This is a genomic window from Mucilaginibacter lappiensis (genome assembly GCF_050433765.1).
Lineage (GTDB): Bacteria > Bacteroidota > Bacteroidia > Sphingobacteriales > Sphingobacteriaceae > Mucilaginibacter > Mucilaginibacter lappiensis_A.
Map to the genome: position 1 here is coordinate 116,247 of NZ_JBNPWP010000003.1, position 14,125 is coordinate 130,371.

General features: G+C 42.1%; 9 protein-coding genes. 7 read left to right on the forward strand and 2 right to left on the reverse strand.

Features of this window, described 5'->3' with window-relative positions; translation table 11 throughout:
• Nucleotides 1-17 precede the first annotated feature (17 nt).
• The 6 genes from M2273_RS10785 (at nt 18) to M2273_RS10810 (ending at nt 11,169) form a co-directional block, all read left to right on the forward strand.
• Nucleotides 18-1,955 (forward strand): SGNH/GDSL hydrolase family protein, encoded by a 1,938-nt coding sequence (locus M2273_RS10785; protein ID WP_429396606.1) that lies wholly within the window; start codon nt 18-20, stop codon nt 1,953-1,955.
• 18 nt (nt 1,956-1,973) lie between these two features.
• A complete protein-coding gene (locus M2273_RS10790) occupies nt 1,974-3,275 on the forward strand; it encodes an alpha-L-fucosidase (RefSeq protein ID WP_429396608.1) in 1,302 nt (433 codons plus the stop codon).
• A gap of 14 nt (nt 3,276-3,289) precedes the next feature.
• Nucleotides 3,290-5,635: a glycoside hydrolase family 95 protein gene (locus M2273_RS10795; protein WP_429396610.1), complete on the forward strand. Its 2,346-nt coding sequence runs from the start codon at nt 3,290-3,292 to the stop codon at nt 5,633-5,635.
• Between the two features lie 21 nt (nt 5,636-5,656).
• On the forward strand, nt 5,657-7,699 hold the full coding sequence (locus M2273_RS10800) for an alpha-galactosidase (protein WP_429396612.1): 2,043 nt from the start codon (nt 5,657-5,659) through the stop codon (nt 7,697-7,699).
• Between the two features lie 48 nt (nt 7,700-7,747).
• Complete coding sequence (locus M2273_RS10805) at nt 7,748-9,952, forward strand: alpha-galactosidase (RefSeq protein WP_429396614.1); 2,205 nt, start codon at nt 7,748-7,750, stop codon at nt 9,950-9,952.
• A 293-nt stretch (nt 9,953-10,245) separates the two neighbouring features.
• The gene (locus tag M2273_RS10810) at nt 10,246-11,169 is read left to right on the forward strand and encodes a hypothetical protein (RefSeq protein WP_429396615.1); all 924 of its coding nucleotides are present in this window, start codon (nt 10,246-10,248) and stop codon (nt 11,167-11,169) included.
• A gap of 61 nt (nt 11,170-11,230) precedes the next feature.
• On the opposite strand, the gene M2273_RS10815 is transcribed toward M2273_RS10810, so the two are convergent.
• Both M2273_RS10815 and M2273_RS10820 read right to left on the reverse strand, forming a co-directional pair.
• Nucleotides 11,231-11,977 carry a hypothetical protein gene (locus M2273_RS10815; RefSeq protein ID WP_429396617.1) on the reverse strand — a complete coding sequence of 249 codons (747 nt, stop codon included), beginning with the start codon at nt 11,975-11,977 and terminating at the stop codon, nt 11,231-11,233.
• A gap of 369 nt (nt 11,978-12,346) precedes the next feature.
• Nucleotides 12,347-12,619, reverse strand: coding sequence for a DUF1905 domain-containing protein (locus tag M2273_RS10820; protein ID WP_429396618.1), 273 nt, complete (start codon nt 12,617-12,619; stop codon nt 12,347-12,349).
• A gap of 259 nt (nt 12,620-12,878) precedes the next feature.
• Between M2273_RS10820 and M2273_RS10825 the strand changes: the two genes are divergently transcribed.
• Nucleotides 12,879-13,919: a methyltransferase gene (locus tag M2273_RS10825; protein ID WP_429396620.1), complete on the forward strand. Its 1,041-nt coding sequence runs from the start codon at nt 12,879-12,881 to the stop codon at nt 13,917-13,919.
• Nucleotides 13,920-14,125: the final 206 nt, after the last annotated feature.

Consider the following 14,125-nt stretch of genomic DNA (forward strand, 5'->3'; position numbering starts at 1 on the left):
TACTTCTATATAAAGGCATGATAAAATTTAAACACCTCATTACTTTAATACTATTAATCAGCACTTTTCTGTCTGTTAAAGGACAGGATAAAACCAGCCATTGGAAAGGATTCGAAAAAGTACAGTTAACAATTGATGGTCATGAGGCATATTATGTAAAACCGCCGCATCCGCTGGCTGGTAATCCCTGGGTATGGCGCGCATCATTCCCAGATTGGCATACTGAGATTGACAGCATATTGCTGACCAAAGGTTTCTATGTTGTATTTGTGAATGTTGATAACCAGTATGGTAGCCCTGCCGCTTTGCAGGTTTGGGATAAGTTTTACGCTTACCTCACCGGTAAATTGGCTTTCGCTCCAAAGGCAGCCCTTGAAGCGGTAAGCCGCGGCGGATTATATGCTTATGGCTGGGCCAAACGCAACCCTGATAAGGTGAGCTGCATTTATGCCGAAACACCCGTATGCGATTTTAAAAGCTGGCCAGGCGGCAAAGGAAAAGGTCCCGGCGATGCCAATGCCTGGGCCGAGTTAAAACAGGTATATCACTTTACCGAAGAACAGGCTATGGCCTATAATGATAATCCTATTGATAACCTGGAGGGACTTGCATCATTTCGTGTACCTGTATTGCATACCATTGGCCTTGATGATAAACTTGCCCCACCTGCCGAGAATACCTATTTATTTGCCCAAAGATATATAGCTGCCGGCGGACCGGTAAGCATCCACCCCATAACCCAGGGCCCTAAGGAGTTGCAGGGACATCATTTTAATATTGATCGCCCTGATTATTATGCCGATTTTATTTTCAATAATTCATATCCTGTAAAAAATATCCTGCCTTATAGCAATTACTTTAAAACAGCAGGCAAACTCAATAATTTTTATTACGCGGTTACCGTTAAGAAAAAAGCTACTGTTTCTTTTCTTGGCGGGTCTATTACTTTTAATCCCGGCTGGCGCCAAAAGGTTTGCCAGTATTTAAAGGAAACCTATCCGGCAACTGATTTTCATTTTATAGCTGCAGGTATACCTTCTTTAGGTAGTTTGCCACACACTTTCAGGCTTCAACGAGATGTGCTTGATTCAGGCAAAACCGACCTGTTGTTTGTAGAGGCTGCCGTGAATGACAGGGGAACTGATAGCACCACACAGGTACGTTCCTTAGAGGGGATTGTACGCCATGCAAAAAATGCCAATCCGCTAACGGATATCATATTTATGGCTTTTGTTGATCCTCAAAAAATGGATAATTACAGCAAGGGCAAAGTATCACCCGAACTGGTGAATCATGAAATGGTTGCCCGCCATTATAACATCTCCTATATCAACCTGGCGCTGGAGGTGAATGATAAAATAAAGAACAAAGAGCTAACCTGGGCCGACGACTTTAAGGATATCCACCCATGGTACCACGGTCAGGAGTTATATTTTGCCAGTATCAAAAGCCTGCTGCAGGCCTGTGTCGAAGATCAGTATAAACTTCCGTTTAAAACAAATCTGCCCAAACCCATTGACAAAGCACGTATTGAAAACGGCAGCTATTATGATCTGTCGAATGCCAAATTAGATAAAGGATGGCAGATAACCCCAAACTGGAAACCATCAGACGGGCTGCAAACCCGCGATGGTTTTGTTAACGTACCGGTGTTAAATGCTACTGAGCCAGGTTCAGAATTATCACTACCGTTTAAAGGTAACGCTGTTGGCATAGCGGTAGTTGCAGGAGGAGATGCGGGTACTATATCATACGCTATTGATAAAGGCGAATTTAAAGACCTTGACCTGTTCACTGAATTTAGCAGCTGGCTGCATTTGCCTATCTACCATTTGTTGGGCAGCGATTTAAGCAGTGGCAACCATGTGCTGAAAATTAAAATAAGCGATAAGAAAAACAGCTCGAGCAAAGGCAATGCCTGTCGTATCGTACATTTTTTGGTGAATAATAAGTAAACTATTAATAAACCTAATATGATAAAGAAAAAAGCGGGGCTAATGATAGCGCTGGCAATTAGCACCTGCATGGCTATTGCCCAGCAAAAAACTCCTAAAACGGTTATGGATCAGTTTATGGACAAACGTTTTGGCATGTTCATCCATTTTGGTCCGGTAACCCAGCGTGGTACCGAAATAGGCTGGAGCCGTAATAACCAAGTGGCACAAGCCGACTATGACAGCTTGTACCATGAATTTAATCCACAACTATTTAATGCCGATGCCTGGGTAAAAACCGCGAAGGATGCGGGTATGAAGTACCTGGTAATTACGGCCAAGCACCATGATGGTTTCTGTTTGTGGCCAACCGCATTTTCTGATTATAACGTATCAAAATCACCTTTTAAAAGAGATATAGTAGATGAACTTGCCAAAGCCTGCAAAAAGCAGGGGGTTATTTTTTGCATCTATTTTACCGTGTTAGATTGGCACGATCCCAATTACCCCATCCATAACCCCCATCATCCCGAAATTGGTGCAACAGCGGGCGATATGACCGCCTTTAAAACAACCATGAAAAACGAACTGCGTGAGTTGATCACCAAATACAAACCGTTTATGCTTTGGTTTGATGGTTATTGGGAAAAACCATGGACAGCAGCAGATGGTAAGGAAATTTACCAGTTTATAAAAAGTGTTGATGTAAATGTTATTGTAAATAACAGGCTGGGTAAGGTAAGCGATAAATTAAACGAAGAGTCGGTGGGTGATTTTTTAACACCGGAGCAAACCATAGGCAAGCTCAATATGAACGACCCATGGGAAAGCTGTATCACCATTTGCAACCAATGGGCGTGGAAGCCTAATGACCAGATGAAATCGCTTAAACAATGTATTCAAACACTGGTAACCACGGCATCGGGCAATGGTAACTTGCTGTTTAACGTTGGTCCGGCAATGGATGGCCATATCGAAGCAAGACAGGTGAAAAGGCTGCAGGAAATGGGTGCCTGGTTAAAGTTATATGGCGAAAGTATTTACAGTACACAAGGTGGCCCGTATGTGCCAAATGAAGTATATGGCGCCACTCGCAAGGGTAATAAGGTTTATCTGCATGTGTTTCAGCGGAAGGATGGCACATTAACTATTCCGGCGTTGCCAAACACAAAAATTACCAAAGCTTATTTTATGAATGGAAATGCCGTAATTGTAAAATCAGATAATAATAGCTATAAAATTGATTTGCCGGCTGTTTTGCCCGACGAAAACTGTTCAGTTATTGTTTTGGAGTTAGATAAAAGCTCCCTTGATATCCCCGTAATACCCATAAAAGCCTAATTATATTCGTACTGATGATCATCAAATATTTTACATCAATAACAACCGTATTGCTGCTTACATCAACGCTTGGCTTTGGTCAAAAACCTGCGTTAAGATTGCACTACAACAAACCCGCCGCAACCTGGGAAGAAACGCTTCCGCTTGGAAACGGACGCCTCGGAATGATGCCGGACGGGGGAGTGGACAATGAAAAAATTGTATTAAATGATATTACGCTTTGGTCGGGCTCACCGCAGGATGCCAACAACTATGATGCCTACAAAAAACTACCGCAGATCCGCGAGCTGCTACTGGCCGGTAAAAATGTAGAGGCCCAGGCCCTCATTGATAAAGATTTTGTTTGTAAAGGACCCGGTTCTGGCGGCAGACAATGGGGCTGTTACCAGCTTTTGGGCGACTTGAACCTGAAATTTGATTATCAGCAAGCCGGTGGAGCAGAAGTTAAATTCACCAATTACCAAAGAGCGCTTTCATTAGATAATGCCGTTGCCAATTGCAGCTACGAGGTAAATGGCGTTACTTACAAACGCGAATATTTTACCAGCTTTGGTGACGACGTGGACATGATCAAGCTAACAGCCGATAAGCCAGGTCAGCTAAATTTCAGCATCAATATATCCCGCCCCGAAAGATCGGTTACCAGCACCACTGGCAATACACTGCAAATGCAGGGCCGCCTTGATAACGGTACCGATGGAAACGGAATGCAATACCTGGCCAGTGTTAAAGCCAAACTAACCGGGGGCAGCCTTACCACAACTGCAAACAGTTTAGTGGTAAAAAACGCTACAGAAGTAGTTATCTATATATCGGCAGCAACTGATTTCAGGAAACCTGATTTTAAGCAGCGCATACAACATGATCTTGATGCTGCTATGAAAAAGCCTTATGATCTGCAAAAGCACTTACATATATCTAAATATCAGAAACTATTTAACCGGGTTAATATCAATTTAGGGGCAACCTGCGAAAACCCGGAAACAACCGACCAGGAACTGGTTAGTTTTCATAAAGAACCTAATAAAAACAAAGACCTGCCGGTTTTATTTTTTCAGTTTGGCCGGTATTTAAGTATCAGCAGCACACGTGTAGGTTTATTGCCACCAAACTTGCAGGGTTTATGGGCCAACCAGATCCATACCCCATGGAATGGTGATTATCATTTGGACGTAAATGTACAGATGAACCATTTCCCGGTTGAGGTAGCAAACCTGTCGGAACTTAACCTGCCATTGGTTGAGCTGGTGCGCGGCCTGGTAAAAAACGGGGAACGAACCGCCAAAGCCTATTATAATGCCGATGGATGGGTAGCCCACGTAATTACCAACGTATGGGGCTTTACAGAACCCGGCGAAAGTGCTTCATGGGGTGTAACCAAAGCCGGATCGGGCTGGTTGTGTAGCAATATTTGGGATCATTACGCATTTACCAATGACAAAGCTTACTTAAAAAGTATTTATCCTATTTTAAAGGGATCAGCACAGTTTTATAGCAGTATCCTGATCAAAGACCCCAAAACGGGTTATATGGTTACTGCCCCTTCGTCATCGCCCGAAAATAGTTTCGTAATGCCCGATGGGAGTGGCCAGCATGCCAGTATTTGCATGGGCGCTACTATTGATAACCAGATCATGCGCGAACTGTTTACCAACGTAATTACCGCATCTGAAACGTTAGGGGTCGATGCCGCCTTCCGTAATACTTTAAAATTAAGACTAAAGCAAATACCGCCCGCCGGTGTGATCAGTAAAGATGGCCGCATCCAGGAATGGCTGGAAGATTATAAAGAAACTGACCCGCAGCACAGGCACATTTCGCATTTATATGGGATCTACCCGGCTTCAGAGATCACCGCTGATGGTACACCCGAACTGGCCGAAGCAGCCAAAAAAACGCTGAATGTTCGTGGCGATGATGGGCCAAGTTGGTCAATTGCCTATAAACTGTTATTCTGGGCAAGGCTGCATGATGGTAACCGCGCTTACAAACTGTTTACCGAGATCATGAAGCCAACGTTACGTACCGATATAAACTACGGCTCGGGCGGCGGTATTTATGCCAACCTGCTGTCGGCCGGTCCGCCATTCCAGATCGATGGAAACTATGGCACTACCGCGGGTATTGCAGAAATGCTGATACAAAGTCACGAAGGTTATATCAACCTGTTACCTGCCATACCCGATAGCTGGAAAGCAACAGGCGAGGTAAAAGGTTTAAGGGCCCGTGGCAATTTTACCGTTGATTTTAAATGGGAAGATGGTAAAGTAACAAGCTACAAGGTCAAATCAACTACTCCCGGCAAGGTTAAGATAAAAGTTAACGGCGTAATAAAAACAGTAACAGCCCAAAAAATTTGAACCAAGCTATAAATCACCATAATGAATAATTTTTTAAGAACACCCGTAAAACTGATCATTGCTTTATTACTGATCCTGCCTTTTGCAGCGTCGGCAAAAACACCGGCAAATCCTAAACAGGTTACTATCCCTTACGGAGCAGGCAGCTCTATTTCATATGATCTGGAAAACGGAACATATACCGTTTATCAAGGTAAATACGCGGCATTCTCTAAAGTAATCGCCTCATTTAAAATTAATAATAAAACCGCTTCGTCAAAAGATTATACCGCCAGAGTATACAGTAAAACTACAATTAGCGATGGTTTTGGCAAGGGTACAAAACATGTGATCACCCTAACAGGTAAAAATTTAACCACAATAAAGCAGGTGTTTTACACTTACGCAAGCAGGGCGTTTTTTCTTATACAGATAGAAGCCACGGGTAAAAATCTTAAAAGCAATTCTATTACCCCGTTCTCAGGTAATATTCCGGCTGTTAATGGCGATGCACGCAGTATTTTTGTACCGTTTGATAATGACACTTTTATCCGATACAATGCCAAACCATTTGTAGCCCCATTCACCAATATGAGCGCCGAGGTAGGAGCGGTTTATGATAATACCAGCCGTAATGGTTTTATAGCCGGTTCAGTGGAGCATGAGGTATGGAAAACCGGCATCCGCAGTATCGCGAAAGCCGACATTGAGAATGCCATGGATGTTTGGAGCGGATATACCGAAGAAAGTGTAACCCGTGATAATATTGCCCACGGCGAGATAAGCGGTGATATTATTAAGTCACCTAAAATATTTGTAGGGTATTTTGCTGACTGGCGTACCGGATTAGAAGAGTATGCCAAAGCTAACCGTATTGCAGAGCCACCTTATGTTTTTAACTGGACAAAACCTACCCCTGTAGGCTGGAATAGTTGGGGCGTGATGCAGGAAAAACTTACTTACGAAAAAGCGACAAAGGTTGCTGACTTCTTTGCTGATAGCTTATCAGCCTTCCGCACAGGCAATACTGCTTTTATAGATCTGGATTCTTACTGGGATTTTATGCTGAAAGGTGGCCTGGAAGGTGATTATAGCAAGCTAAAGCAATTTGCTGATTACTGCAAAAGTAAGGGCCTGCAGCCCGGCGTATACTGGGCGCCATTTACCGACTGGGGATGGAAAGGCGGCCCGGACAGGAAAGTGCAAGGTAGCAATTATACCTACGGCCAACTTTGGACAAAAGTGGGCAACGGCTACCATGATATTGATGGTGCAAGAGCTATCGATCCAACACACCCGGGTACTAAACAACATATTGACCTGGTTATTGGTAAACTTAGGGAATGCGGTTTTAAAATGATCAAGATAGATTTTTTAGGTCACGCAACGGCAGAGTCGACCCATTTTTATGATCCGAAGGTTACTACCGGCATGCAGGCCTATCGTGAGGGAATGGAATATCTGATCAATAAACTGGGTGACCAGATGCTGATCTATGCTGCTATATCGCCAAGTTTGGCTACTGGCAGGTATGTACATACCCGTCGCATAGCCTGTGATGCTTTTAAAACCATAAAAGATACCCAATACACCCTGAATAGTGTAAGCTATGGCTGGTGGCAAACCTATTTATATAATTATGTTGATGCCGATCATGTGGTATTATCAACCGAAAGTGAAGGCGCTAACCGCGCCCGAATGCTATCCGCAACCATTACGGGTACTGTGATATCCGGCGATGATTTTTCTGTACATGGCCAGTGGAGCGCGAGGGCAAAAGCTGTGTATCAGAATAAGGAATGGCTTAAAGTTATTGAAAACGGTAAGGCTTTTGAACCCATTGAAGGCAATACCGGCGAAAACGCGTCTGAAATGTTTACCCGCAAAATTGGTAATGTTGTTTACCTGGCCGTATTTAATTACTCGGGTGATCCTAAGGAATTTACTATAGATGCGAAAAGGGTAGGACTTTCCCCGCAAAAGGAATATCTTGTTCACGAAATATTACAAAACAATAAAGCAGGCATGAACATAAAAATTGGCGCTGCCGATGCCGCATTGTATAAATTTGAAGAGAAACCATAAACTAATCTGATAACCTTATTTATTTACACTGAAAATAACCCGATAAAAGTGAGAAAAACATTCCGAAATCATTTAATGCCCTTTTGCCTGGTAGTTGGTACCGCACTTACCGCAGGCAATAGTTTTGCCCAAACCGTAACTATCCCGCTTGAAACACAAAACAATGCGCTGGTACTGCAAACCGATGCTGAGAAAAATCTTAAAATGGTTTACTTCGGCACAAAGCTGAGTAATGCGAAGGAGTACGAACGGATCCAAAAAATGTATAACCAGGCCGATGATTCTGGGATCCTTAATTCGGCTTATACGCCATCAGGGTCAGCAAATTTGGCCGAACCTGCCATTACGGTTACCCATGCCGATGGTAATAAATCACTAAACCTGGTTTATGTGAGCCATACCACTACCAAAATTGATGACGACGTTTCTTTATTGACGGTTGTACTTAAAGATCCGGCGTATGATTTTGAGGTAAAGCTGTTTTATAAAACCTTTTTTAAAGAGGATGTTACTGAGCAATGGTCGGTTATAAAACATGGCGAAAAGGGTATTGTAACGCTAAATAAATTCGCGTCGGCAAATCTTAATCTAAAAGGAGCAGGCTTTTGGCTTAAACAATACCACGGCAACTGGGCGCTTGAGATGCAGCCCGAAGAAGCAAAACTCACCCACGGCATTAAAACCATCGACAGTAAGTTAGGCACCCGCGCAAATTTGTATGAACCATCTATGTTCATGGTATCGATGGATAAACCGGCTACTGAGGACGAGGGCAAGGTTATGCTGGGTTCGCTGGAATGGTCGGGCAATTTTAAAATTGACCTGGAGCTTGATGTATCCAACAATTTGCGGGTAATAGCAGGCATAAACAACGCTGCATCAGAATATCACCTGAAACCTAATGAAGAATTTACCACTCCTGCATTTGTTTATACCTACTCAGACCATGGTAAAGGCGATGCCAGCCGTAAACTGCAACGCTGGGGACGCAAGTATAAAATTGTTGATGGTGAAGGCTCAAGATTAACCTTGCTGAACAACTGGGAGACGACCTATTTTGATTTTAACGAAAGCAGGCTTGCCCAATTATTAAAAGACACCAAAAAGCTTGGCGTTGACATGTTTTTATTGGATGATGGCTGGTTTGGTAATAAATATGCCCGCAATGGCGATAACGCCGGCCTGGGCGACTGGCAGGAGAACAAACAAAAACTGCCAAACGGTATCAGTTCGTTGGTTAAAGAAGCACAGGCTAATGGTGTAAAATTTGGTATCTGGATAGAGCCTGAAATGGTAAACCCGGCAAGCGATCTGTATCACAATCACCCCGACTGGGTAATTAAACAGCCTAACCGCCCTGAAAAATATTTCCGTAACCAGTTGGAGCTTGATCTGGCCAACCCTAAAGTTCAGGATTTTGTTTTTGGTATAGTAGATGATCTTTTTACTAAAAATCCTGATCTGGCGTATATTAAGTGGGATTGTAACGCGGTAATTTATAACGCATATTCGGCTTATTTGAAAAAAGATCAATCACATTTATATATTGATTATGTGCGCGGTTTATATAAGGTGCTGGAGCGTGTAAGGGCAAAATACCCAAAAGTACCTTTAATGTTATGTTCAGGTGGCGGTGGTCGTGTTGATTATGGCGCGCTTAAATATTTCACCGAGTTTTGGCCAAGTGATAATACCGATCCGCTGGAAAGGATCTTTATTCAATGGGAGTATTCGTACTTCTACCCGGCCATCACCAGTTCAAACCATGTTACCGACTGGGGCAAACAACCAATCAAGTTCCGTACGGATGTTGCAATGATGGGTAAGCTGGGTTTTGATATTGTAGTGAGTAAACTAAGCGAACAGGATTTAAGCTATGTTCATGATGCCTTAAAAAACTATGATAACCTGAAAGAGACTATTTGGCATGGCGATCAGTATCGTTTACAAAGCCCGTGGGATAATGATGCCGCGTCAATTATGTATGTTGATAATGCCAAATCAAAGGCTGTGGTATTTAATTATCTGGTGAATAACCGTTATGGTACCGGTACCAAAGTTCCTATTCGTTTAAAGGGCCTCGATCCGCAGAAAAAATACCAGGTTAAAGAAATTAACCTTTACCCGGGCTCAAAGTCTGCTTTAGATGGTGACTTGATTTTTACCGGCGATTTTTTAATGACCGTTGGCATAAACCCTGATGTAAACAGTGGCAGATCAAGTGTGGTTTTGCAACTGGATGAGGTAAAATAATACGGTTTTATTATAGAAAATATCAAATAAGGGAAGGCCTGCAAATCATATGATTTGCAGGCCTTCTTGTTTTTACCCCTAATCAGGTTTAACGTGTTTTTCCGCAGGTATAAATACGTGTATGATATTTAATTAATTGAGTGTAAATACGTTGCAGGTAAAGTAATTACCCTGCACCCTTTTCATGTCATCTAATCCACCTTTGATGTACAGTATAAAATGCTTGTTACAGTTTTAAGTTCTGTTAAAGACATTGGCACAAATTAACCTATAAACCTTTAAAAACCATTTACATGAAAAAATTCAATTACCTATTAATGTTATTAGCAATAGGTATGCTATTAACAGCATCGTGCGGAAAAGACGGTGCGGTTGGTCCTGCCGGTTCCCAGGGAACCGCAGGAGCACAGGGTGCAGTTGGTCCTGCCGGCCCTCCGGGCGCTAATGGACAAAGCGGAAGCGTTATTTTCAGCGGTTCTACTACTCCGGCTATTGCTACGGGCGCGGTTGGCGATTTCTATTTAAATATCTCTACCGGATTATTATATGGCCCTAAAACTGCTGCCGGCTGGGGAGCTGGCTTTTCACTCCAAGGACCAGCAGGAGCAAAAGGCGCACCGGGCAACAAGATACTTAACGGCACCGGCGCTCCGGCGGGTGCTTTAGGTAACCTTGGCGATTATTATCTTGATGCAGGAAATTATTTATTGTACGGCCCAAAAACTAACTCAGGCTGGGGAGCAGCAGTATCCTTTAAAGGAGCTACAGGTGCACAGGGCCCTCCGGGAACTGCCAACGTGATGTACACCGACTGGTTTACTCCGGCTACATACACTAAGGATACAGTTTTTGGATCATGGGGATTTTATCACGATATCAGTATTCCGGCTATTACACAAGCCGTACTTGACCATGGAACTGTAATAGCTTTTGCCAAATTAAACGGTTATAATCCATCTATTTGGCCTACCAACCAGGTAGGACAGTTACCAGTAGCTATTACTTATATACAGGGAACTGCCAATATAGATACATGGTCTTCTTTTTCATCTCTTGGTAAGGTTAGGATCAAATTAGTAAGCAGCCTGAACCTTTATATCAGTATTTCTAATGCACATCAGTTTCGGTTTGTAATTATTCCGGGGGGAGTTAGTGTTCCTGGTACTTTAAATTATACAGCATTACAGCGTTATTTACGCATACCAGAAAACCATTAATAAACAATAGCAAGGCCAATGACCATGAAGGGGAGCATAGAACTATGCTCCCCTTTTAATATTATGCTTTACGGGTGGCAGAGCCTGCTATTAAAATAGCTATTCCGCTAAATGCCAGTGCTACAAACAGGCTTGTCCATTCGGGCTCTGTATGAATGTTGGCGATAATCCGTGGTAAATGCAGAATTAAAACCCAGATAAAGAACATCAAACCCAAAAGAACTCCCGATAACTTCACTTGTTTTTGAATAATGAAACTAATGGACGAAGCAAAAAAAGCAGCCATAACCAAATAATTCCAAAACAAACGCGCTGGTATCCAGGCAGGGATCAGTCCAGCTACAAACTGCGCGTACATAAAATGCTGAATGCCAAATACCACTAATCCAATTGCAAAAATATAACTGCCGGTTTTTATCAGTTTAAATTGATCACGCTTCCAAATACTGCCTAACAGAATTAAAATTCCACTAAGGATTGAAATAACTTCAAATATCGCTGTCCATTCAGATGGGTTATGGAAATTTGAAACCAACAGGGAGATATGGATCAAGAGGAGCGCTAACAAGTAAAGCAGCGCAGCAGCAAATTCCCCGTAATGCATATATTTTTTTATAAAAATGAGTATGCCTGCTCCAATCATTAAAACGCCTGTAAGGTAGGCTAATATTTCTTTGCCGGGAAGGGATGCAGGCACAGGCAACAAACCCGTGGGAAAATGACCGGTTACTACATGAATTACGCCAATTGCAATGATACTTACACCCAGAAACAGCTTTCCGGTGTTTAGGTAAAGGTTACTATTCATTATTTAGGTTTTAAAGTTTCGCATTAAGATAAATAAAAAATATCTGATTAATATTTTATGATGCTCATAGCCAGATCCTTATCGTGGTTGTAAAGAGCGGATGGATGCGCTTAATGAAATAGAAAAGGTATACGGAGAAGTTGAGTTATGTATCGTCCCCGAAATTAAAGCTTTGGTTGATCAGCAGTTAGCAGCCTCTACACAGGCAGATCAATTATGCAAAGTAATTTCGCTCTGTACAGCATAAAGATTGCTTCGTGCCTCGCAATGACGCGTGGAGAGGGTAAAGTATTCTCTTGCGCTCGTTTGCAAACGAACGCAAGCCGGTTAGTATAGGATTATTTTGTTTTACGGTTAAACAGAGCAATGTTATATCCGTTCTTCCAGGTTAACGGTAACCTGGTCTCCAACATCTTTTCCAATGGTTTTACGCAGATCGGCCTTGATGGGTAATTTGTGTGTACCATTGCCTAATGCCATAAACGAACTTTGGAACGGGCACCCATCAACCAGGCCACGCACCTTTACCAGTCCTCTGGTTTTAAAAAACTCAACAGAATCGGGCCATACCAGGTAAGTCCATCCGCCCTTATTATCACTTTTTTGCAGCGTTGCTGTAAATTGTTTATTCAATGTGTTCATAATCATTTAATTTACTTGTGCATTTATTGATTGACATTACAAAGCTAATTCCATTTCATGGTGTCCGTTAGGTGCAAATGCGGCTTTTAAAGGTTGTTTTGCGACAGATACACAGGCGGTTAGGATTTGATCAAAAAACTCCTTTAATTCTTATATCAAATTAAATCGCTGTATTTTAGATAACCAAATTTTGCCTGCCTCCGATAGAACTTTCCGGAAGGCAAACCAATTTATTAAAACCGATAATTAATTAAAAAAAATGGAACAACAAACTAACCAGCCATCGCCTGAAAACATTATGAAAATTGGCACGGGCTTTTGGGCCTCAAAAATTCTTTTGACTGCAGTGAATTTTGAATTATTCACCAAGCTTGCTGAAAAGAAAACTATGAAGGCCAAAGATGTCAAAGGTATTTTGGAGCTTAAATGCACAGACAGAAATGTCTATGATTTTTTAGATGCTTTAACTGTGTTTGGTTTTTTAAAGCGTGAAGGTATTTTGGATACCGCTATTTATTCAAATACCCTGGACACTGATACATTTTTAGATAAAAACAAACCATCATATATTGGAGGTATCCTTGAAATGATGAACAATCGTTTATATGCATTTTGGGGTAACCTGGGCGAGGGGCTGCTTACAGGGCTTCCGCAAAACGAAGCAAAAAGAAGCGAGGATTTTTTCGGTTTGATATACAAGGACCCTGAAAAATTAAAAGAATTTACCAATGCAATGACCGGTATCCAAATGGGTAATTTTATGGCCTTTGCTCAAAAATTTGATTTTACAAAATATAGAACGCTAATTGATGTAGGCGGTTCGGCCGGGTTGCTTTCGCTTATGGTTGCAAAGCATAATCCCGATATGCATTGTATAAGTTTTGACCTGCCGCCGGTTGAGCCTATTGCAAATGCTACCATACAGCAATACGGGTTATCAGACCGTGTAAAAGCGGCAAGCGGCGACTTTTTCACTATGCCAATACCCAATGCAGACGTTGTTGTAATGGGAAATATCCTGCATGATTGGGACGAAGAAAATAAAATGTCATTAATGAGAAAAGCTTATGACGCACTCCCCGTGGGTGGGGCATTTGTAGCTATTGAGGGCATAATAGATGATGAAAGAAAGCAAAACGCTTTTGGTATGATGATGAGTTTGAATATGCTTATTGAAACAGGAACAGGATTTGATTACACATTTGCCGACTTTAACAGGTGGGCGAATATTGTCGGGTTTAAATCAACCTTACTGCTTCCGTTAGCAGGACCATCAAGCGCGGCAATAGCGTACAAATAAACAAATCGGCCATAAAAGAGTTAGATTTTTTTTATTTCTTTAGTCTAAGACTACAAGCACGTTAGTCCGAAGTTGGGAAACTTCGGACAGCAAGGGAAAGATTATTAAAAGCCTTTAGATGAAAACTAAAGGCTTTTTTATCTTTACGTAGTTATACGATGATGTATGCTTAAACTCAATTCGGAATGAATTTTATTTTAACCGGG

Coding starts and splice junctions, on each gene's coding strand:
- M2273_RS10785 (WP_429396606.1), top strand. CDS start 18: ATGATAAAATTTAAACACCTCATTACTTTAATACTATTAATCAGCACT.
- M2273_RS10790 (WP_429396608.1), top strand. CDS start 1,974: ATGATAAAGAAAAAAGCGGGGCTAATGATAGCGCTGGCAATTAGCACC.
- M2273_RS10795 (WP_429396610.1), top strand. CDS start 3,290: ATGATCATCAAATATTTTACATCAATAACAACCGTATTGCTGCTTACA.
- M2273_RS10800 (WP_429396612.1), top strand. CDS start 5,657: ATGAATAATTTTTTAAGAACACCCGTAAAACTGATCATTGCTTTATTA.
- M2273_RS10810 (WP_429396615.1), top strand. CDS start 10,246: ATGAAAAAATTCAATTACCTATTAATGTTATTAGCAATAGGTATGCTA.
- M2273_RS10815 (WP_429396617.1), bottom strand. CDS start 11,977: ATGAATAGTAACCTTTACCTAAACACCGGAAAGCTGTTTCTGGGTGTA.
- M2273_RS10820 (WP_429396618.1), bottom strand. CDS start 12,619: ATGAACACATTGAATAAACAATTTACAGCAACGCTGCAAAAAAGTGAT.
- M2273_RS10825 (WP_429396620.1), top strand. CDS start 12,879: ATGGAACAACAAACTAACCAGCCATCGCCTGAAAACATTATGAAAATT.